This is a genomic window from Myxococcus sp. CA056 (assembly GCF_013336715.1).
GTDB classification, from domain to species: domain Bacteria; phylum Myxococcota; class Myxococcia; order Myxococcales; family Myxococcaceae; genus Myxococcus; species Myxococcus llanfairpwllgwyngyllgogerychwyrndrobwllllantysiliogogogochensis.
Map to the genome: position 1 here is coordinate 24,110 of NZ_JABUMT010000010.1, position 22,276 is coordinate 46,385.

Genomic DNA, 22,276 nt, shown 5'->3' on the forward strand with positions numbered 1-22,276 from the left:
TCGCGTCCGTCTGGCCCCGCGCTCCAGGGGCTTCCGGCTGCTCGCCGGGATTGCGCGCTCACCTCGGCGGTTCAGCGGTTAGAGTGCGTGCTCCGGCGAGGGGGCGGTTGACGAGATGGCGACGAGGAAGAGCGAGGACCAGGAGCGACTCATCGACCGGGACCTGACCGCGATGGCCCGAGAGGGCCGGCTGCCGGCCGCGCATGGCGTGGACGCCGCGGTGACGGAGGTTCTGGGGCTGCTGACGCGCGGTGGCAAGCACCCGCTGCTGGCGGGAGACCCCGGCGTGGGCAAGAGCGCGCTCGTGCAGGAAGTGGCGCGCCGCATCGCCGAGGGGCGCGTGGACTCGGAGCTGGCGCAGTCGCGCCTGGTGGAGGTGTCCATCGCCAACATCCTGGCGCGAAGCACCCACCGCCAGGCCGCCGAGAGCTTCGAGGAGCTGCTGGCCCACCTGGCGCGGCACCCCTGTCCCATCGTCTACATCCGAGACCTGCCAGCGGCGCTGGGCGGGCCCCTGGCCCCCGTGGCCGTGCGCGCGCTGCGCACCGGCGGCATGCGCTTCATTTTCGAGACGGAGCCCAAGCGTGTGCAGGAGCTGCTGCGCTCCGACGAGGCGCTGGCGGAGCGACTGCACCTGCTCCCCCTGCACGAGCCTCCCCTGGAGAAGGCGCGCTGGGTGCTGGGCCGGGTGGCGGAGGAGCTGGAGCGCGAGCTGCGCCTGCCCATCGACCCGGCCGCGTGTGACCTGGCCCTGCGCCTGTCGGCCAAGTTCCTGCTGGCGCAGCGCATGCCGCGCAAGGCCATCGAGCTCTTGAAGGAGACGGCGGCGGAGGCCGCGGGCGCGGCCAAGGACCACGTGGGTCCGGAGGACGTGCTCACCCGCTTCTGTGCCGCCACGCGCCTGCCACGCTTCGTGGTGGACGACGCGATGCCGCTGGACCTGGAGGAGACGGAGCGCTTCTTCGGAGAGCGACTGCTCGGCCAGACGGACGCGGTGGGCGCGGTGTTGCGCTCGGTGGCGCTGCTCAAGGCGGGACTGAACGACCCGCGCCGACCGCTGGGCGTGTTCCTGTTCGCGGGCCCCACGGGCGTGGGGAAGACGCAGCTCGCGAAGCTGCTGGCCGAGTACCTCTTCGGCTCCGCGGACAGGCTGGTGCGCCTGAACATGGCGGACTATCCCAACGACGGCGACGAGAGCGTGCCCTTCGGCGCGTCCTGGGCACCAGCGCTGGAGACACGTCGCGGAGAGCTGAGCGCGCTCCTGGATGGCAAGGTGTTCTCCGTGCTGCTGCTCGACGAGTTCGAGAAGGCCGCGCGCAGCGTGCATGACCGCTTCCTCCAGCTCTTCGATGAGGGCACGTTCGTCAACGGCGCGGGCGAGGTCGTCTCGTGCAACAACACCCTCATCGTCGCCACGTCCAACGTGGGCGCGGAGGTGTACCGGGAGCCCGCCATGGGTTTCGCCGGCACCAAGCGCGCGGACGAGATGGTGTCGGAGGTCGACCGCCGCATCGGCGAGGCGTTCCGGCCGGAGTTCCTCAACCGCTTCGATGCCATCTGTCACTTCCAGCCGCTGTCCAAAGTGGACATCCGGAAAATCGCGCAGCGAGAGGTGGGCCGCGTGCTGGAGCGCGAGGGCATCCGCGCGCGCTCCCTGGACGTGGAGGTGACACCCGAGGTCGTCGACCGCCTCGTGGAGCGCGGCTACTCGCCCCAGTTCGGCGCGCGCTACCTCCAACGGGAAATCGAGAAGACGCTCACCGCGGCGCTGGCCGTGGAGATTGCGCGCAAGCCCCTGCCTCCTGGCACCCCCGTGCGCGTGGAAGCACGCGTCGGAGGCCGGGTCATCGCGGTGGCCGAGCCCGCAGCGCCGCCGCCCTCGCCCACCGCGCAGTTGCTGCTGCCGTCCGCGCGCGCCGCACCGGTGAAGCGGCGGTTGGACCGCAAGTCGCTCCTCGTGGAGATGGACCGGCTGGTGGGCAAGGCCCGCTCGCTGGCGGCCTCCGCGGGACGGCCGGAGATGGAGGAGCGCCGAGCCGCCCTGCTGACGGAGACACAGGCGCCCAACCTCTGGGACGACCCCACGCACGCGGCGGATGTCATCCGGGCCTTCCGGACGGTGGAGGCCCACCTCAACGAACTGGAGCGCCTGGAGGCCGCGTGTCTCTTCGGACGGCGCCTGGTGCGCGAGGCGAAGAACGAGGTGCAGCTGGCCTCCGCGGCGCGACAGGTCGAAGACGTCGCGCGCGAGGTGCAGATGGCCGAGGCACTCCACGCGTCCGGCGCCACCACGCAGGACACCGAGGCCCTGGTGGACATCTGCGCGAGCGACTCGGCGGAGACGCAGGAGGCGTGGGTGCAGGAGCTGGCCACCATGTACCTGGGCTGGGCACAGCGGCGCGGCTACGAGGCCGTTGCGGTGGCGGAAGCCGAGGAGCCGGCTCGCGTGGTGGTGCGCATCGCCGGCCCCGGGGCCTATGGCTTCCTCGCGGGTGAGGCGGGCCTGCATCGACGGCTGGAAGACGAGAAGCGCCAGCGCGCCTATGTCCGCGTGCACCGGGGCGGCGCTCTCTCCGAGGAGGAGCTGGAGCTGCTGGAGGTGCTCGGCCGGCCGGTGAAGAGTCACGAGGGCGCCTACCTCCAGCGCGTGCGCACGGAGGTCACGGTGAAGGATGAGTCCACCGGACGCGTGCTGACGCTCACCGGCGCGGGCGAGTTGGACGAGCTGAAGGACATCGCCGCGCGCGTGGTGGCCGGACAGGGCGGCAGCACGGACGAGGCGCGGCGCTACTACCTGGGCCGCAGCGCCCGGGTAGAGGACCCTCGCACCGGAGCCGGGACTCCGCGCGTGAAGGACGTGCTGCGCGGCGAGCTGGACGTGTTCATCGCCGCGTGGATTTCGCGCCCCCCGACGGAGCCACCGCTGGGGAGCTGAGCGGCTGGAAGAAGCGAGGGGACGGGCCATCCCGCCCCGTCCCCTCCAATGACTGTCAGCGAGCTACAAGGTGACCTGGAGCGCGATGGTCCGGGAGTTGTTGTCCTCGCGCAGCTCCGGCTGTGACTGGTACGGGTCCGCGTAGGCGCCCAGGAAGTAGGAGCCACCCTGCCCCATCGCGTCCTGCGGCAGGTGGGCCGTCACGTTCAGACTCTGGGTGATGCAGTCGCCCGGGTTCAGGGCGATGACATTCGTGCCCCCCAGCTCACGCTGGTCCATGTTGGCGCTGCTCCCCGGCCCCGGCATGGAAGGCTCCGGAGCGAGGCTCGTATCGACGGACAGGTAGAGCGACACCCAGCCAGGGCTGCTCGCCTGCGTGCCCTGGTTGCAGACCCGCACCGTCGAGGTGAGGGTGTTGCCCACGAGGATGGAGACAGGCCCCGTCAGCGACGTGATGACGAGGTCCGGCCTCGTCCCCACGCCGATAAGGCCCTTCACGAAGGTGTTGTTGTCCTCGCGCAACTCCTGCACTCCGCCGCTCGAGTCCACGAGCGCGCCCAGGTAAAAGGCAGTGCCCTCACCAGCCGGGGGCGCATAGGCGTTGACGCTCGCGCTGCGCGTCACGCACTGGGCCGCGAGCAGGGCTGGCACGTCCACCGAGCCAATCACCATCTGGTCCAACGCGGGCGGCGACACCGACAGGGACAGTGCGTCATCCAGCGACAGGACCAGTTGCGTGCTCGTGGAGGTGCTGGACTGGGTGCCCTGGTTGCACACCGTCACCGTCGCGGTGAAGGCCTGCCCCTGAGTCACACTCGTGGGCGAGGTCATCGCGGTGATGACCAGGTCCGAGCGACTGCCCACGCCGATGAGCCCCTTCACGAAGGTGTTGTTGTCCTCGCGCAGCTCCTGCACCGAGGACGGGTCATCGACGAGGGCTCCCACGTAGTACGCACCGTCACCCTGCGCATCTGGCGGCAGCCACGCGGTCGCGCTCGCGGAGCGCGTGGCGCACTGCCCCACCGCCAGCGAGGGGATGCTCACGTTCGCGACCTCGGACTGGTCCGCGGCGGGAGAGCCGGGTGGCGACATCGACGTCAGCGCGGCGTCCATCGACAGGAAGAGGCGAGCCGCCGTCGAGTTGCTGGGCACCGTTCCCCGGTTGCATACCGTCACGCCGAGGGTGAACGGCTGGTTGATGGACGCGCTCGTGGGCGCGGTCATCGCGGTGATGACCAGGTCCGGCCGATTGCCAATGCCGATGGGGCCCTTCACGAAGCTGTTGTTGTCCTCGCGAAGCTCCTGCACCGAGGACGGGTCATCGACGAGGACTCCCAGGTAGTACGCCCCATCGCCCTGCGCGTCCGGCGGCAGCCCGGCCCAGCCCGTCGTCGAGCGCGTCGCGCACTGTCCCGGATTCAGCGACGGCACGGAGACACCTCCCACCGGCGACTGGTCCGTCGCAGGGGAGCCACCGGGCCCGTACGGCATCGGGGTCAACACGGTGTCCATCGACACGTAGATTTGCGCCTGCGTCGACATGCTCGCCTGCGTGCCCTGGTTGCACACCGTCACCGCGGCGGTGAAGGACTGACCATTCTGGAGGGCCTGCGGCACGTTCAGCCCGGTGACGACGAGGTCCGGCCGGTTGCCCACGCCGATGAGCCCCTTCACGAAGGCGTTGTTGTCCTCGCGCAACTCCTGCACGGAGCTCGGGTCATCGACGATGGCCCCCAGGTAGTAGGCGCCGTCCCCCGCCCCGTCCGGCGGCGGGCTTCCATAGAATGAGCCGCTCCGCGTCAGGCACACCCCTGCGTTCAGCGAGGGCACGGACAGGGAGCCCAGCGGCATCTGGTCCGACGGAGGACCGCCAGGGCCAGACGACAGCGGCGTCAGCGACGTGTCCGTCGACAGGTAGAGCTGCGCCTGCGTCGAGGGGCTGGACTGGAGGCCCTGGTTGCAGAACGTCACCGTCGCCGTGAAGTTCTGGCCGGAGGTGATGCTCGCCGGTCCGGTCATCGCGGTGATGACGAGGTCCGCTCGGTTGCCCACGCCGACGAGGCCCTTCACGAAGGCATTGTTGTCCTCACGCAGCTCCAGCACGGAGCCCTGCTCGTCCACGATGGCCCCCACGTAGTAGGCCCCTTCGCCTTGCCCATCCATGGGGTAGTTCACCCAGGCAGACGTGCTGCGCGTCGCGCACTGCCCCGCGCTCAGCGGGGGCACGCTGACCATTCCCAACGGCGCCTGGTCCGTCGGAGGCGAGCCCCCTGGACCGACCATCATCGGCGTCAGCGACGTGTCCATCGACAGGTAGAGCTGCGCCTGCGTCGCGTTGCTGGAGAGGGTGCCCTGGTTGCACACCGTCGCCGTGGCGGTGAAGGACTGGCCGGGCGAAAGGGTCGGCGGCACGCTCAGCTCGGTGACGACGAGGTCCGGGCGGTTGCCCAGGCCCACGAGGCCGTTCACGAAGATGTTGTTGTCCTCGCGCAGCTCCTGCACGAAGCCGGACTCGTCCACGATGGCGGCCAGGTAGAACGCGGTGGCATTCGTGGGAATCGGCGGAAGCGAGGGCCAGAAGCTGTCGCCGCGCGTCACGCACTGCCCGGGATTCAGCGACGGAATCTGGAGTCCGCCCAGCGGCGACTGGTCATTCGCGGGAGGGCCCATGGGGTTCATGGGCGTCAGCACCGCATCGAGCGAGAGGTACAGGTTGGTCCACGACGAGTTGCTCATCGTCGTGCCCTGGTTGCACACCGTCACGCTGACGGCGGTGGCCTGCCCCGTGTTCATGCTCGCCTGCGACGTCATCGCGGTGACCACGAGGTCCGGCCGACTGCCCACGCCGATGCGCTCCTTCGCGTAGCTGTTGTTGTCCTCGCGAAGCTCCTGCACGGAGGACGGGTCATCCACGATGGCTCCCAGGAAGTAGGCGCCCGCGCCCTGCCCCGCGGGAGGCAGCCATGCCTGGGCGGCCACGGTGCGCGTCACACACTGCCCCGGGTTCAACAGGGGGAGCTGCACCGAGCCCACAGGCGACTGGTCCATGGCGGGAGCACCCGGGCCGGTCGGCGTCAGCACGTCGTCCGTCGACAAGAAGAGTCGCGCCGAATGCCCCGGGGCATAGGTCGTCCCCTGGTTGCATACCCGCACCTGGACGTCGAAGCCCTGGTTGTCCAACACGCTGGCGGGCCCGCGCAGCTCGGTGATGATGAGGTCGGGCTTGTTGCCCACGCCGATGCGCTCCTTCGCGTAGGCGTTGTTGTCCTCGCGCAGCTCCTGCACCGACGCCGGGTCATCGACGATGGCGCCCAGGTAGTACGCCCCGTCACCCTGTCCCGCGGGAGGCAGCGATGCCCAGACAGAGACGCTGCGACGGACACATGCGCCCGCGTTCAGCGGCATCTGGGTTTGCACTTCACCGATCGGCGACTGGTCCATGGCGGGAGCACCCGGGCCGGTCGGCGTCAGCACGTTGTCGGTCGACAGGAAGAGCTGGGTGCGGACCGAGGGGACGCTCGCGGTGCCCTGGTTGCACACCGTCACCGCCACGGTGAAATACCCGCCTTGCGGCACGCTGGGAGGGCTCGACAGCTCGGTGATGACGAGGTCCGGCCGGTTGCCCACGCCGATGCGCGTCTGCGCATTCGCGTTGTTGTTCTCGTTGACCTCCGCCACGGACTGATTCGTGTCGACGATGGCGCCCAGAAAGTAGGCACCATCGCCCTGCGCCGCCGGAGGCAACCAGGACGTGCCCGTCACTCGGACGTCCGCGCACTGGCCCGCCTCCAGCGTCTCATGGAGCGTCTCCTGCCCCACCAGGGACTGGTCCGCCGGAGGAGGCGTGGTCGTCAGAGGGGAGAGCACGTTGTCCAGGGACAGCAACACCGCCACCGTGGAGCCTCGGTTCGCGTATGTCGTGCCCTGGTTGCAGACCGTCACCGTCGTGGTGAACGAGTCAGCCGCGAAGACGCTCGCGGGGCCTCGGACTCCCGTCACCACCAGGTCAGGCCCGGGGTTCAGGGGGCTCGACGCCGTCTCCAGTGTGGGCTGCTCCTGGGCAGGCTCTCCGCCCGAACATCCCGCGCTCACACCGACAAACAAACCCATGACCAGCCACCTCGTGGCGGTCGCGCTCCACTCCAGCCTCTTCATGAAGTCTCCCGTTGCTTGGCCTGCGGAGCGACGCGGCGGACGCCGCTTCATGCTCCAGGCACGCGCTGTAAGTGCGTAGCAGGAAGACTGAAAGTGCCGGAAGTGCCTGGGAGGTATTACTCCCAGGGAAGCCTCATGAAGTCCGAAAAGACTCCGTCAAACCCAACCTTCTCTCGGAGCTTGAGGTTTCATGAAACAAACGGGGCGAAGTCGACACCTGAATGTTTCCAAATGTGTCGTGTATCGAATCCACGAGGGCTTCAGCGTGTCAGCGAACCACGCCTGCCAGCCGTGCGGGCGCGGGCGAGGTGGGCGAGGTGGCCACGGCCCTGCCAAGCGTGCCCGCGCTTTGGGGGAAGGGACCGCGCGCCAGTTCCTGACCCGCGGGGTCCAGCACCTGCGCGTAGACCGTCTTGAAGCCCTTCTTCAGCCCCACCGACTGGTGCGGTTCTCCCTTGCTGTCGGCGACCATGAAGAGTGAGGAGTCGAGTTCGGGGGGCGGCGACTCGCCGTGCCGCTGGAAGAGGTCGCGCATGAGGCCGAGCGACTCCGCGTGGCTCTTGCGAATCTCCCCCTTCGCCATGCCCTTGAAGAGGCCGGGGACGTCCCGCAGGTCCACGCGGACCACGACGATGGGTTTGACCGCTCGCACGTCGTAGACGAACTGGTAGGCGTGCTCTCGCAGCTCATCCCGGGTGCCCTTGTTGGCATACAGCACCACGGTAGGCCGCCCCTTTCCGATAGGGACTTCTTTTCCAAACACGTCCTTGAGCTCGGCGGCATGCGCGGGCAGGACTCCCAGGACGCCCAGCAGACCTACGAGCGCGGCGAACTTCTTCATGTGACGTGTCCTTTCAAAAGACGCTGTCGGGGGTGCGGCGGTATCTACGAACACATCCCGAACACCACCGCCTCCGGCCCGAATCCCTGGCGGCGTCCGCCGTTGGCTCCACGGCACAGCCGCTCACCAGGCCACACGACTCGTGTGTGCCTGCTCGGTTGCCTGGCATCACGGACCTCTGCTATCGCCCGCACCGCGCCGCATGAGGCGCGGGGGGATGTCCATGATTGAGCAGTTCCCGCTGTTGCGATTCATTGTCGTACTGTTGGTGGTGACGTTCCGTACGTCCGCGTTCGCGGCCCAGCCCTTTGAGCAGGGCATGGTCACCATCACGCTGGATGACGGCTGGTCCACGCAGTACGACAAGGCCCGGCCCGCGCTCAACGCGAGGAACATCCCCGCCACGTACGCCCTCATCACCCAGGCGCTCGCCCAGGGATGGGGTGGCTACATGAGCACCGCACAAGTACAGACGCTCGTCGCCGAAGGCAACGGCATTGCCAGCCACACGTTGACCCACCCGGACCTGACCACGCTTTCCGCGCCGGAGCTCCTCTCGGAGCTGCGGGACTCGCGGGACTGGCTGGTGGACAATCTGGGATTGGCCACGGTGCCCGACTTCGTCATCCCCTACGGGCGCTATGACTCCACCGTGCTCGCCGCCATCCGGCAGCAATACTCCAGCAGCCGCACGGTGAACGCCGGGCGCAACTTCCGCGACACCATCGTCTACGAGCTGCGGGGCAACGACGTGGCGCGCAACATTCCGGTGAGCACGGTGCAAGGTTGGATTGACCAGGCGCTCGCGGAGAAGAGCTGGCTCATCCTCGTCTTCCACGAGTTCGTCGATGGAACTCCCACGCGCGACACGCAGTACCGGACGTCGAGCTTCACGGCCATCCTGGAGCACATCCGCCTGCGCGGCGCGCGCACCGTGACGCTGTCGCAAGGCCTGGCGCTGATGGAGGGCCGCACCACGCCGGAGCCGTCCGCGGGACTGTCCATCTACGGCGATGCCCTGGAGAGCGGCTTCGCGGATTGGAGCTGGGCGGAGCATTCGCTGGACGAGACGGCCATCGTCCACGCGGGCACGGCCTCCATCCGCTTCGAGCCGGACACGTGGGCGGGCGTGCTCCTGCATCACTCGGGCGTGGACATCGCGGGTTACCAATCCATCGAACTGTGGGTCCACGGCGGTACCACCGGGGGACAGTCGGTGAGAGTCCTGCTGCATGACGGCACGGACGTGCTCGGGACGGCGCGGCTGGATGCGGCCCTGGGCGGGCCGCTGGTCGCGGGCGAGTGGAGAAAGGTGACGCTGTCGCTCGATGACATGGGGGCGACGTCGGGCACGCTGCGCGACCTGTACTTCCAGGACGACTCTGGAGAGGACCAGGCGGCGGTGTACCTGGATGACATTTCGCTCATCCCCCGGTGAAGGGATTCGGGGCGTGGCGGAGAGGCTTTCCGCCGCGCCGCGGCACGTTCGGGCTGAATCGTTGCAAGCCCAGGTCAAAACCTACCGGGCCACTTGAGGAGGCCCCCTTCTCAGGAACCTGCCGCGTGGTGGAACATCCCGGTCGTGTCCTGCTTCGATGAGAAGACCGCGCGGGCGCTGGCCACCGGAATGCTCTCCGCCGTGGACGCACAGCGATTGCGGCGCCATGCGGAGGGCTGCCGCCAGTGCGCGGCGCTCCTGGGTCGCGTGACACCGCCCGGCACCGCCGCTCATCGAGTCACGCCGCCCCAGGATGAGGCCACGGACCTGGCCATCCCTCGCGCGGCGCTGCTCGGAGAGGTCTCCGACCTCGACCTGCCCACTGAGCCCATCCGGACCGCTCGTGCCGCTCGCGTGGCCAATGACAGCACAACAGTGGACAGGCCCGCTCCACTGCCCTCACCCGCGTCCGGAGTCTCCGCGGAGACCCGCGAACACGAGGCCTCCGTTCCGCTCCTCCCCGCCTTGCCGTCGCCCTCCGCGCACAGGGCCAGCACGCTGGTGGACTCCGACCTGCGCGGCGCGATGGAATCGGGCCTTGGCCTCACATCCCCGGCTTCGACTGACGAGGGATTCCATCACCGCGATGGTCCGCAATTCCTCACGGATGAGGCCTCTGCGAGCGAATCCGAGCCGCAGTTGCCCGCCGATGCGGGGACACTGATTGCGCCACCCCCACGACGCCCTTCCGAGGCAGGCACGGTGGTGGCACCGATTCAAGGCTCGGCTGGCTCGAGGACCTCCACGCCGCCGCCTCAAACATCCGCTGGAGCGCGCGGGCGCGCAGCGACTCCACAGTCCTCCGCCAGCACCTCGGGAAAATCGGGTGCAGCAACACAGCCTCCCGCCAGCACGAGCCCTCAGGCAGTTGCTCCTGCATCCGTCGTGGCGGGCTCTCGTGGCAGGTCCTCATCGGCGGCCTCGAACGAGAGCCCACAAGGCGCTCCTCCTCCCCGGTCTTCCATCGGAGCGAGTTCGCGCGCGCAATCCTCGTCTGCGCCCAGCAACGCAACGCCACAGGCCGCACCTTCGGCCGTCGCGGCGAACCCGCGCGCTCCTGTCGCCGCCCCAGGAACCTTGATTGCGCCACCGCCGCTACCACCCGCGGGCGCGGGCACATGGGTGGCACCACCTCCCGCCCCACCACTGGGCTCGAGCGTCCGCATCCCTCCACCCGCGCAAGGCGCACCAGGGCGGTCCAGCCCTCCCTTCAATGACTCCGCTCGCAAGGGCGACGCCTCGGAGACGTCATCGCGCGCCTCGGTGGGCCGCTACCACATCCTCGACAAGCTGGGCTCCGGCGGCATGGGCGTCGTCTACAGCGCCTATGACCCGGACCTGCATCGCCGAGTAGCCATCAAGCTGCTCCACCCGGACGCCAACACCGTGGTCCGCACCGACGGCGCCTCTCGCCTGTTGCGCGAAGCCCAGGCCATGGCCCGCCTGTCCCACCCCAACGTCGTCTCCGTCTACGACGCGGGCACCTTCGCCGGTCGCGTCTTCATCACCATGGAGCTGGTCGAGGGCCTGTCCCTGCGCCACTGGCTGCGCGCCGAACATCGCTCGTGGCGCGACGTGCTCGACCTCTTCCGTCAGGCGGGACGCGGACTCGCCGCCGCTCACGCGGCCGGACTCGTCCACCGCGACTTCAAGCCCGCCAACGTGCTCGTCAACCGGGACGGCCGCGCCCAGGTGACGGACTTCGGCCTGGCTCGCAACACCGCCGACCTGGACGCCATGGAGGAAGGGCGTGCCACCAAGCCCTCACGACTCGCGCTGCGCGACGACGACCTGCTCGAGTCTCCGCTCACCGAGGCGGGCCTCGTCATGGGCACGCCCGCGTACATGCCGCCCGAGCAACACGAGGACGGCCGCACCGACGCACGCGGCGACCAGTTCAGCTTCTGCGCCTCGCTCTACGAGGCCCTCTACGGCCAGCTCCCCTTCGAAGGGAAACAAGCCACCGCCTACCTCCAGGAGTCCCTCGCCAACCGCGTGCGCCAACCCCCACGCAGCTGCCACGTCCCCGCCTGGCTGTTCCGCGCCATCACCCGAGGCCTCGCGCCCACGCCTGACGAGCGCTACCCGTCCATGGAGGCACTGCTGACCGAGCTCGGCAAGGACCCGTCCGTGGCGTGGCGACGCCGGAGCATCCTGGCCGCCGGCTTCCTCCTCATCTATGGCTTCATGGGCGTCACCTGGTGGATGGGCAACCGTCGCCACGCCCCATGTCTGGGCGCCGAGGCTCGACTGGCCGGCATCTGGGACACCTCACGCAAGGACACCGTGAGCCGGGCCTTCGCCGCCACGAACAAACCCCAGGCCCCCGAGTTCTTCTCCCGCGTGGCACAGAGCCTGGACGCCTTCGCCCAGGAGTGGGCCGGCATGCATCAGGAGGCCTGCGAGGCGACACGCGTGCACGGCCACCAGTCGGACGCCGTGCTGTCGCTGCGCATGGCCTGCCTGGAGCGCCGTCGCTCCACGCTCGACGCCGTGGTCGGCGTGCTCGCGCAGACCGACGCGGAGTCGCTCACCACCTCGCTGGACGCGGCCCAGCGCCTGCCCTCCGTCGCCGACTGCGCGAACGTGGATGCCCTGCGCCTGGGACTCCCCGAATCTCCCGAGCAGCGCCAGCGCGTGGAGAAAATCCGCGCCGGCCTGGACCGCACCACCGCGCTCGTCGACGCCGGCCGATATGAGCAGGCCAACGAGGAGCTGAAGGCGACGCTGGGGCAGGCCCGCGCACTCGACTACCGGCCGGTGCTCGCGGAGGCCCTGGAGCTGGAAGGCCGGCTCGGACTGGTGCTCGGAGACGAGCCTCGCGCGCAGAAGGCCCTGCGCGAGGCCCTGCTCACCGCACAGGCCACGCGCCACGATGAAGTGGCCGCACGCGCCGCCGCGCGACTGGTGACGACCCTGTCCCAGACGCCCGCAATGGAGGAGTGGAGCATCGCGCAGGCGAAGTCCTGCATCGAGCGCGCGGGTGGCACCCCGGACCTGGAGGCCTTGCTCCAGACGAGCCTCGCGCGCAACGCCTTCCTCCGAGGCCAGTACGCACAGGCCGCCGAGGCCTTCGGCCGCTCCGCCATGCTGCGAGAGCAGGCCCACGGCGCCGTGCACCTGCTCACGCTCGAGTCCCTGCGCAATCAGGCCGCGTCCCTCTCCCGCACTCCCGAGGCCGAGCACACCGCGCGACTGCTGCGCCGCGTGCTGGAGACGACGAAGGAAGTGATGGGCCCAGACCATCCCCAGACGGCGATGGCCGCCAACGCGGTGGGCTACCATCTGACGGTCAGCCGCCGCTTCGAGGAGGCCATTCCCTTCCTCGAGCAGGCCGTCGCCCTGGAGGAGCGGGCGATGGGCGCGAACAGCGCCACGCTCAGCTATCCCCTCAACAATCTCGCCACCGCATTGGAATCGCTCCGTCGCTACGCCGAAGCGCGGAAGCTGCGTGAGCGGGCCCTCGCGCTGGACCTGGAGACCCATGGCCCCTCGCATCCGGAGACCGCCTCGGACCAGGCCCTGCTGGCGGAGCTCGCCCTGAGCGAGGGCCGCACCCGCGACGCCGTGGATCTGGCCCAACGCAGCACCCAGGCCTACGAGGCCTTCCAGAAGGGCCATCCCGACCAGGCCGCGCCGCTCACCACGCTCGGACTCGCCCAGCTCGCCCTGGGCAAGCCGCGCGAGGCTCGCGCCACCCTGGAGCGCGCGTTGGCCCTGCGCACCGCCACCCCCGGCCCGGGAGACGGACTCGCCGCCACCCGCTTCGCCCTGGCCCGCGCCCTGCCCACCCACGAAGCCTCCCGCGCACGTGCCCTCGCCCAGCAGGCCCTGGGCTTCTACGGCGCGGAGCCCGCTGGCTGGTCCACCGAGGCCCAGCGCGTCAAGACGTGGATGAGCGGGCGCTCCACCCCGGCCCCCTGAATCCCCAGGACAGGACGCTCCGCGTCATGTCTCCTGTTCATCAGGGACGCCCCCATCACGTCGGAGCGAAGCACCTTCGCGCCACATCCGCCGATACTCCAAGTGCGGGCCTTTTCACGTCGGTACCGCGCACGGGGGTGCGTCATGCGCATTGAGTCTTCGCCGAAGTCCGCCGCCAGAACCGGTCCGCGTCCAGCCTCTCCCCTGTCCGCGGCCTCGGCTCGCACGGCGAGCTTCAAGGCGCTCTTTCCGCAGTTGAAGCTGCTCGGACGCCTGCTCCGCGAGCCCTCGCTGCTGAAGCAGTGGCCGGCGGCTCCCAAGCCGGGCACCCAACGGGACGGTCCCCAGGCCGACAAGTTCGTCGGGCCTCAGCCAACGGGTTCGGGACTGCCCATTCGCATCACCAGCCGGCCCCGACCGCCCTCCCGCCCGCTGGGCCTGGCGCCCTGGGTTCCCAAGACGAAGCTGGAGCCCTGGACCGGCACCCGCATCAAGCCCTGGCTCCACCGCCCGGACATCTTCGGCACCCCCGGCTGTCCCACGGGGGCGGTGCGCGGCTGCGGCCTGCCCATCCGCATCACCTAGCCAGTCACCGCGCAACTTTCCAACGCGCGCGACGGGGGGAGTCTTTAGACTCTTCCCAATGCTTCAAGTCATTCCCCTGGGCGGCCTGGGAGAAATCGGCCTCAACTCCCTGGTCATCGCCTGTCGCGGGGAGATGCTTCTCATCGACGCCGGCCTGATGTTCCCCTCGGAGGGGATGCCGGGTGTCGACATCATCATCCCGGACTTCACCCACCTGAAGCAGAACGCCGCCCAGCTCAAGGGCGTGGTGCTCACCCACGGCCACGAGGACCACCTGGGTGCGCTTCCCTACCTGCTCGGCGAGGTGAACGTCCCCGTCTACGGCACGCGCTTCACGCTGGCCATGGCGCGCCACCGCTTGAGCGAGCTGGGCATCGAGGCGGACCTGCGCGAAATCGAGCCGCGCGAGCCCTTCGCCGTCGGCACCATGTTCAAGGTCGAGGCCAGTCGCGTGACGCACACCGTGCCGGACGCGGTGGGCTTCATCATCCGCACGCCCGAAGGCACCTTCATCCACACGGGTGACTTCAAGCTGGACCCGGACCCCATCGACGGGCTGCGCACGGACCTGGAGCGCTGGGGTGAGGCGGGCGAGGAAGGCGTGCTGTGCCTCCTGTCGGACTCCACCAACTCCGAGCTGACGGAGGAGACCGGCAGCGAGCGCGTCGTCGAGCAGACCTTCGAGCGCCTCTTCAAGGACGCCACCGGCCGCATCGTCGTCGCCCTCTTCTCCTCCAACCTGCACCGCGTGCGGCACCTGCTGGCCCTCGCCGAGCGACTGGGCCGCAAGGTCGCGCTCCAGGGCCGCAGCATGGTGCGCAACGTGGAGATGGCGCGCGAGCTGGGCTACCTGGACGTGCCCGACTCGCTCTTCGTGCACCTGGACACGGTGCCGCAGCTGCCGCAGCAGCGCGTGCTGGTGCTCACCACCGGAGCGCAGGGCGAGCCGCGAGCGGGCCTGTCCCAGCTCGCCGCCGGTGATGGCCCGTTCAAGCTGGGCCCGGGTGACCTGGTCGTCCTCAGCTCGCGAGCCATCCCCGGCAACGAGCGCGGCGTGGGCGCCCTCATCGACCAGCTCCAATGGCGCGGCGCGCGCGTCGCCTACGCGCAGGTGGAGCCCGGCGTCCACGTGTCCGGCCACGCCAGCCGCCCCCAGCAGCAGCGCGTGCTGGAGCTGGTGAAGCCGCGCCACTTCATCCCCGTCCATGGCGAGGGCCGCCACCTCCACCGACATCTGGCCACCGCCCGGGAGTCGGGGATGGAGCCCGCGCAGTGCCTGCTGGCCCAGGACGGAGACATCGTCGGCTTCGAGGAGGGGCGCGGCCGCTTCACCGGCAGCGTGACTTCCGGGCGCATCTTCAAGGACCGCTTCGGAGGGGGCATGGTGACGGCGGACACACTCCACGAGCGGGTGCGCCTGTCCGAGACGGGGCTGGTGGCCGCCGTCATCGTGCTCCAGCGCGACACCCAGAAGCTGCTGGGTGGCCCGCAACTCTCCGGCCAGGGGCTGTCACTGGACGAACAGGTGATCCTCCCCCGGGTGGCCCAGGAGGCCCGGACGCTCTTCGAGGAGCTGTCCGTCCAGCTCCGAGGTGACGACGCCCTGGTGAGAGAGGAACTCACCCGGGTGGTGCGCCGTGCGTTCCGGCTGTACACCTCCAAGCGCCCCCTGGTGGTGCCCATGGTCGTCAGGGTGTAGGTATGTTAAGGGCCGCTGCTGCCCATGCCCTCGTTCGATGTCGTCTCGAAAATCGACCTCGCCGAGCTCGACAACGCGGTCAATCAGACCAAGAAGGAGCTCAGCACCCGCTATGACTTCCAGGGCACCCAGGCGGACGTCCTCGTCGCTCCGGACCACACGGCCATCACCGTGAAGGCCAACAGCGAGGAGCGCGTCCAGGCCGCCAAGGAGGTCCTCCTGGTGAAGCTGGCCAAGCGGAACATCAGCCTGCGCGCGCTCGAGTACGGCGACATCGAGAAGACGGGGCTGCACAACGTGAAGCAGGTCATCAAGCTCCAGCAGGGCATCCCGGTGGAGAAGTCCAAGGAGCTGGTGAAGCTGTTGAAGGATTCGAAGATGAAGGTGCAGGGCTCCATCCAGGCCGACCAGCTGCGTGTCACCGGCAAGAACCGGGATGACCTCCAGGCCGCCATCGCCCTGTTCCGTGGGGAGCAGGACCGACTGAAGCTGGACATGCAGTTCACCAACTTCCGCGATTGAACAAGCCCATGCGAGCCGCTGCTGCCCTGTCCCTCTGCTGGATGCTCTGCGTTCCGGCCATCGCCTCCGCCCAGGAAGAAGCGCCCCGTCCGTCACGGCCGGTGCCCAACATGACCAAGCCGCCGCGCTTCCAGGGAGGCCTCAAGGGCTTCACCTCGCCGCTGGCGCTCAAGTCCCTGGACACCGAAGGCGCCAGCGCGTCCTTCACCGCCAAGGTGGGCTTCCGCAAGGACACGCTCTATGTGGGCGTGGACGCCAAGGATGATCAGCTCCTCGCGGGCGATGTGCTCACGCTGTCCATCTACTTCCCGGACACCGGGCCGCTGACGACGGGCTACACGTGGCGCTTCGGCTTCGACGGCAAGCGCGCGTCGGGTGCGGACAGCGGCACGCCGGAGTTCGCGCAGCAGAAGGTGAATGGCGCGGTGGAGCGTCGGGGCAACACGCTGTCGCTGGTGGCCGCGGTGCCGGTGCGCGCGCTGCCGCGCTTCTCCGCTCGGGACCCGATGGTGATGGACCTGTGCATCACCTACGAGGACCAGGACGGCGCGGGCACCAAGGCGGTGCCTGTCTCCAACTGCCAGAGCGGCACCATGGTCGGCGACGCGCTGAGGCTGCCGGACGAGCCGCGCAAGGCGCTCAAGCTCAAGCCGCCGGAGCACGTCACCGCGCTGGAGCCCGCGGCCACGGGCTGGCTGGGCTGGGACCTGCTCAGCTATCCGGCCTGGGCGCAGGGTGACGAGGAGCTGACGCCGGAGACGCTGCGCGAGCTGGTGGTGACGGACCCGCTGAAGGCCGCGTCGGTGAACGTGAATGTGCCAGACACGTTGAGCCTGCCGGACGGGCGACCGGTCGTTACGGTGCTCTCCGGGAAGAATCCCTATGCCGTCGCGGGTCAATGTGACGCCGAAAAGGAGCTTCGACTGGGGTTTTACATCGTGACGGGGAAGACGGCGGCTCGGGTGCTCGAGTGGCCGGCTGCTACGTGCGCCCTGGGGCGAGCCTCCTCGGTGGAGCTGGATGAAGAGGACGGGTTGACCATCCGTTACTCGAACGGCGCGACCATGAACTTTGCCTGGAGTGGTGACCACTTCACGCGAACCGAGCTTGGAAATAGGTAGACGCGGTGGAACCAACCAAGAACCTGTACATGATGACCCTCGGCTGCCCGAAGAACCGGGTGGACTCCGAGGTGATGCTCGGCACGTTGAAGCACCGCGGATACACGCTGGTGCAGGAAGCGTCCGAGGCCCAGGTCATCGTCGTCAATACCTGTGCCTTCATCGGTCCCGCCAAGCAGGAGTCCGTGGACTCCATCCTGGAGATGGCCGAGCTGAAGAAGTCGGGCAGCTGCAGCACCCTGGTGGTGACGGGGTGTCTGTCCCAGCGCTACGGCGAGGAGCTGGCGAAGGAGATGCCGGAGGTGGACCACTTCCTGGGCACCAGCGCCTATGCCCAGATTGGCGACCTGCTGGCGGCCGAGGCCTCTCCGCGTCAGGTGATTCCGGACCCCGACTACATCCACGACGCGAACACGCCGCGCATCAACTCGATGCCGAAGTACACCGCGTACCTCAAGGTGTCCGAGGGCTGCGACAACGCCTGCGCGTTCTGCATCATCCCCACGCTGCGTGGTGGACAGCGCTCGCGGCCCATCGACGACATCATGATCGAGGCCCGGCGACTGGCGGACAGCGGCGTGCAGGAGCTGAACCTCGTCGCGCAGGACCTGACGGCGTACGGGCATGACCTGCCGGGCCGTCCGAAGCTGCATGACCTGCTCAAGGCGCTGGTGCAGGTGGACGTGAAGTGGATTCGGCTGCACTACGCCTATCCGCGCGTGTTCCCGGACGAGCTCATCGACGTGATGGCGTCGGAGCCGAAGATTGCCCGCTACCTGGACATGCCGGTGCAGCACGTCAGCGACAAGCTGCTCCTGTCGATGAAGCGTGGCCGCAACTCGGAGTTCCTCAAGGGCCTCTTGACGAAGCTGCGCGAGCGCGTGCCTGGGCTGGTGATGCGCACCTCGCTCATCGTCGGCCTTCCGGGCGAGACGGAAGAGGACTTCGAGATGTTGAAGGAGTTCGTGAAGACGCAGCGCTTCGAGCGCCTGGGCGTCTTCCAGTACTCCGACGAGGAAGGCACGGCGGCGTTCGACCTGCCGGACAAGGTGCCGCAGAAGACCATCGAGCGCCGGTGGCGCGAGGTGATGGCCATCCAGAAGCGCATCAACCGCGAGCAGAACAAGAAGCTCGTCGGCAAGCGTCTGGAGGTGCTGGTGGAAGGCCCCGCGCCGGAGACGGAGCACCTGCTCGTGGGTCGGCACCAGGGTCAGGCGCCGGACATCGACGGGCTCGTCTACATCAACGACGGCCTGGCGTACCCGGGTGAGCTGGTCACCGTGGAGGTGACGGAAGCGCACGACTACGACCTGGTGGCTCGCGTGGTGGAGCGCCCGGACCCGAAGCAGCGGCAGCACACCGCTCGCGACGCGCACCCGGCGCCGGTGAAGCTGGTGCCCGCGCCCCGGCCTGTGACCCGGCTGGAGTAGGTGGTTCTTCCCGGGCCGCCGCCGCGTGAATCGCGAAGTGGCCCGGGAGTTCGTCGGAGGTATCCAGCGGAGTGTTGAACCGCTGGGTGCGGAGCGCTGGAGCTACCGTGGATCTTCCGGCTCCAGCTCGCGCTCCTCGCGCGGTGGTTCGCGAGACGGTGCCTTGCGGGATGGCGCGGCGACCCCTTCTCCCAGGGGCGTGGGCTGGCACTCGCACACCGTGCGGCGCGAGGACGTCTCGGTGACGAAGGCGCACGCCGTGGGGCACTCAGGCTGACTGCCCTCCTCGAAGAGCGCCAGGTTGAAGCCTCGCGCCTGAACGAGCGCCGCGTGGCACACGGGCAGGGCATGTGCGAGCGACGGCCACGGCAGGCGGTGCTGAGTCGTCAAACCGCGACTGGTGGCCGGGAAGCTCAGGCCGATTCCGCACCCGGACTCCAACCGCTGGCCATCCGCGCCCACTGGCTCCAAATGGAGGCGTCCGCCTTCGGGCAGGTCGCGGAACACCGCGCCCACCACGGAGATGCCGCCCTCGGGTTCCTTGCGCACGTGCAGGCCGTAGCAGGCCTCTTCGCTGAAGACGCCGTGCGCATCGGTGCACTGCTGTCGCCTGGCGACAGGGCTCGGAGTCGCCGGACGTGCCGGCTCCGACGATGTTGAGGGCGAGGTGCCACCAGGAGCCTGCGCCGTGGGGGCCGCCGACGCCGTGGGCCGTGCTGGTGACTCGGGCGAAGGTGAAGCGGTGCCCGAAGCCCTTGGTGCAGTGCCAGTTGTCGCAGCAGGGGATGTCGTGGAGCGTGACGGAGACGAGGCAGTGCCCCCTGAAGGCACTGGTGCGGCACCGACTGTCCCCGCGGACGGCGTCGAGGATGCGCTCGCCCCCATCCCTCCTGCGCCTTCCGTCGTCGTGGACCGTGGTGAAGTCGCGGACGCATCGGGTCCCTCCGCCCTCCCCGCCCGTGGTGATGACACCGAACCCACTTCAGTCTCGTCCACTGCTCGGACTCGTGGACGCCGCAGCACCAGCACCCCGCCCTTCGCATCCAGCGTCGCGGTGAAGCGCCCCCACACGTCAGGCCCCAGCCGTCCCAGGCTGCTCGGCGAGTCCCATCGTCCCGCCGCCTCCACCACCAGCGGCCGCGCGCCCACGCCCTCCGCCACGTCCACCGAGTCCACCGCGAAGGTGCGCGGCGGCAGATGCGCGACCGTCTCCAAGGGTTGCAGCCCCTGCGCCTCGGCGGGCCCCACCGCGATGCGCGAGAAGGGCTCGCGCGTGGTGAGCACGAAGGGTCCGGTGAGCTCCGCCTCCCCCTGAGACACCCGCACCGCCAGGAGGGGCCAGTCGCCCACCGGCTCGCGACTGAGCTCCACGCGGTGCACTTCCCGCGCGGCATCCGAAGCCACCTCCGCCGCCGGTTGCGCCTCACGCGGACGCGACGCGGTGAAGGTCACCTCTCGCCGCAGCGGATCCACCGTGAGCGCATAGGGCTCCAGCACGTCCGAACCCAGCGTCAATGAGCAGGGCTTCTCACCCGACAGCCCCGCGGTGCGCAGCGGCACCGAAGCCCCTCCCACGGTGAGCACGGGCAGCGGCACCACCGGCCAGGCCCTGAAGCCTCCCGCGATTTCAGGTGCGCGCACGGTGCCATCAGGCGCGGGAGGACCTCCGTCGAAGCACTCCTGGGAGACCATCGACAAGGGCCTCGCCACGTCCAGCACCACCGGGACGACACGAGTCCCGAGCCTCCCCGCGACGGTGAGGCGCAGCGCTGGCGACGCCAGCAGCGGCAGCGTCCGCCCCGTCAGTCCCTCGGAACGTGAAGGGCCGGACGCCACCTCCCGGTGACACCCAGCCCCCACCACACTCAAACCCACCCAGAGCAGGAACGCGCCGCGCACGGCGCGCAGGTTACTGCTTCTTCTGCTTGGTGAAGTCATCCACGCGAGTGTCGTCCGGCACGTCCATCTTGAAGCTGTCCGCGGAGATGCCCACGTTCGTCTTCAGGTCCAGGAAGGAGATGGTGTTCTCGCTGCCGTCCGGATCCACCACGGTGCTCTTCAGCACCTGCGCCGACGCGGGGTCCACCTCCAGCCGGACCTGCTTGAAGCGGGGCTCCACCTTCAGCGGATCCAACACCAGCAGCGTGCCCTTGCAGTCCTTGCAGGCCCCCTTGCTGATGGCGAACTCGTCCGCGAGCCTGCCCTGTCCGAAAAGGAACGTCACCGAGGCGGAGAGCTGGCTCGTGTCCACGTTGGCCACCGTGAGCGACTGGGCCGTCGGGTCGTACGCGTAGATCTTGTTGCCGGCGAGCACGAAGGTGCGCACGGAGGGCTTCTGGTACTCCCACCGCATCAGCCCGGGCTTCTTGTAGGACACGACACCCTCGGACGTCTGCGTGCGCCGGAAGGTCTTGTACTTGTAGTCCTGCCGGAAGCCCGCCTTGAAGTCGCCGGTCTTCTCGTAGAAGGCCTGCATCCGGTCCACCAGGGACTTCACCTCGGGCGTCATCGGCGCCGTGGCCTTCACGGCGGGCTTCGTGTCCGGCGCGCTCTGAGGGGGCGTCGTGGCCGGCTTGCCTGACTCGGTGGCGGGCGGCTTCGCGGCGGGCGTCACCGGATTCACGCCCTGCTGGGCTGCGGGAGCCTTGGCCGCGCCGCCCGTGGGAGGCGGCACCGTGGGCTTTCCAGCGCCCGCCGGCGCGCCCTGGGCCACCAGGACGGGCTGCGTGGGGACGGCCTGCGAGGAGGAGGTCTGGGGCACCGCTTGCGCGGACAGGAGCGTGGCGAGCAGGGTTTCCAGGAACATGGCGTGCGTCTCCAGGGGGCCGGGTAGGCCCACCGCGTCCATCTACCCCATACCGACGCGCCCCGGGGGGCCGGCATTCATGGCTGCTTCTTGAAGATCCGCTTCCTCTGTTTGATGGCCAGCACGTAGAAGCGCTCGCGGAGCTCCTGCGCCTCGTCCGGCGACAGGTCTCCAGAGCCCCCCGCCAGGTGCTCATCCCGCCAGGCAATCGCCCGGCTGACACACGCCGAGGCAGCGGCGGAGATGTTGAGGCTCTGGCTGAAGCCCCGCATCGGAATCCAGAACGTCCCGTCCACGGCGTTGAGCACGTCGTCGCTCACCCCGTAGCGCTCGTTGCCGAGGACGATGGCCACCTTCCCGTCGAAGCGCAGCGAATACAGGCTGGTGGCACCGTCACGGATGGCGGCGGCGTACAACTGGAAGCCCCGCGACTTCAGGTGTTCGCGACACTCGCCGAAGGACTTGTAGAGCTTCACGTCCAGCCACTTGTCGCAGCCCTGAGCCACCCTCGAGTTCGGCAGGAAGGGTGCCTCCGGGTTGATGACGACGTGGACTTCCTGGACCCCCATGGACTCGCAGGTGCGTAGCACCGCGGCCATGTTGAAGCTGTCCTCCAGCCGGTCCAGGACGACCGTGAAGTTGCGCGTACGCTGGCTGACGACGCGGTCGATCTTCTCCTTGCGCACATCGAGCAGGAACTGCTCCGGCTCCAACTTGTCCTTCTCGAAGCGCTCGTACCGAGGACCGCCGCCAGCCATCG

General features: G+C 69.1%; 13 protein-coding genes. 8 read left to right on the forward strand and 5 right to left on the reverse strand.

Annotated features, from left to right (window positions below; all coding sequences use genetic code 11):
• Nucleotides 1-115: 115 nt before the first annotated feature.
• On the forward strand, nucleotides 116-2,935 hold the full coding sequence (locus HUA76_RS31105; RefSeq protein WP_174454830.1) for an AAA family ATPase: 2,820 nt from the start codon (nucleotides 116-118) through the stop codon (nucleotides 2,933-2,935).
• A 63-nt stretch (nucleotides 2,936-2,998) separates the two neighbouring features.
• Here the strand turns inward: HUA76_RS31105 and HUA76_RS31110 are convergent, their stop codons facing one another.
• The gene (locus HUA76_RS31110) at nucleotides 2,999-7,045 is read right to left on the reverse strand and encodes a CARDB domain-containing protein (protein WP_174462882.1); all 4,047 of its coding nucleotides are present in this window, start codon (nucleotides 7,043-7,045) and stop codon (nucleotides 2,999-3,001) included.
• A 313-nt stretch (nucleotides 7,046-7,358) separates the two neighbouring features.
• Nucleotides 7,359-7,931, reverse strand: a complete 573-nt coding sequence (locus HUA76_RS31115; protein WP_174462883.1) for a hypothetical protein — start codon at nucleotides 7,929-7,931, stop codon at nucleotides 7,359-7,361.
• A 223-nt stretch (nucleotides 7,932-8,154) separates the two neighbouring features.
• Between HUA76_RS31115 and HUA76_RS31120 the strand changes: the two genes are divergently transcribed.
• From HUA76_RS31120 to rimO, 7 genes are all read left to right on the forward strand, one after another.
• On the forward strand, nucleotides 8,155-9,369 hold the full coding sequence (locus tag HUA76_RS31120) for a polysaccharide deacetylase family protein (protein WP_174462884.1): 1,215 nt from the start codon (nucleotides 8,155-8,157) through the stop codon (nucleotides 9,367-9,369).
• A 1,182-nt stretch (nucleotides 9,370-10,551) separates the two neighbouring features.
• A complete protein-coding gene (locus HUA76_RS31125; protein WP_371823540.1) occupies nucleotides 10,552-13,353 on the forward strand; it encodes a tetratricopeptide repeat protein in 2,802 nt (933 codons plus the stop codon).
• Between the two features lie 144 nt (nucleotides 13,354-13,497).
• Nucleotides 13,498-13,938, forward strand: coding sequence for a hypothetical protein (locus HUA76_RS31130; RefSeq protein ID WP_174462885.1), 441 nt, complete (start codon nucleotides 13,498-13,500; stop codon nucleotides 13,936-13,938).
• A gap of 58 nt (nucleotides 13,939-13,996) precedes the next feature.
• Nucleotides 13,997-15,637: a ribonuclease J gene (locus tag HUA76_RS31135; protein WP_141646010.1), complete on the forward strand. Its 1,641-nt coding sequence runs from the start codon at nucleotides 13,997-13,999 to the stop codon at nucleotides 15,635-15,637.
• Between the two features lie 24 nt (nucleotides 15,638-15,661).
• Nucleotides 15,662-16,159 carry a YajQ family cyclic di-GMP-binding protein gene (locus tag HUA76_RS31140; RefSeq protein WP_141646009.1) on the forward strand — a complete coding sequence of 166 codons (498 nt, stop codon included), beginning with the start codon at nucleotides 15,662-15,664 and terminating at the stop codon, nucleotides 16,157-16,159.
• 8 nt (nucleotides 16,160-16,167) lie between these two features.
• Nucleotides 16,168-17,280: a hypothetical protein gene (locus HUA76_RS31145; protein ID WP_174462886.1), complete on the forward strand. Its 1,113-nt coding sequence runs from the start codon at nucleotides 16,168-16,170 to the stop codon at nucleotides 17,278-17,280.
• Between the two features lie 32 nt (nucleotides 17,281-17,312).
• Nucleotides 17,313-18,710 carry a 30S ribosomal protein S12 methylthiotransferase RimO gene (gene rimO, locus HUA76_RS31150; RefSeq protein ID WP_217440474.1) on the forward strand — a complete coding sequence of 466 codons (1,398 nt, stop codon included), beginning with the start codon at nucleotides 17,313-17,315 and terminating at the stop codon, nucleotides 18,708-18,710.
• 102 nt (nucleotides 18,711-18,812) lie between these two features.
• On the opposite strand, the gene HUA76_RS45730 is transcribed toward rimO, so the two are convergent.
• From HUA76_RS45730 to HUA76_RS31170, 3 genes are all read right to left on the reverse strand, one after another.
• Nucleotides 18,813-20,609, reverse strand: coding sequence for a hypothetical protein (locus tag HUA76_RS45730; RefSeq protein WP_371823541.1), 1,797 nt, complete (start codon nucleotides 20,607-20,609; stop codon nucleotides 18,813-18,815).
• Nucleotides 20,610-20,619: 10 nt separating this feature from the next.
• Nucleotides 20,620-21,516 (reverse strand): outer membrane lipoprotein carrier protein LolA, encoded by an 897-nt coding sequence (locus HUA76_RS31165; protein ID WP_174462887.1) that lies wholly within the window; start codon nucleotides 21,514-21,516, stop codon nucleotides 20,620-20,622.
• A 77-nt stretch (nucleotides 21,517-21,593) separates the two neighbouring features.
• Nucleotides 21,594-22,274: an RNA methyltransferase gene (locus HUA76_RS31170; protein ID WP_141646006.1), complete on the reverse strand. Its 681-nt coding sequence runs from the start codon at nucleotides 22,272-22,274 to the stop codon at nucleotides 21,594-21,596.
• Nucleotides 22,275-22,276 lie beyond the last annotated feature (2 nt).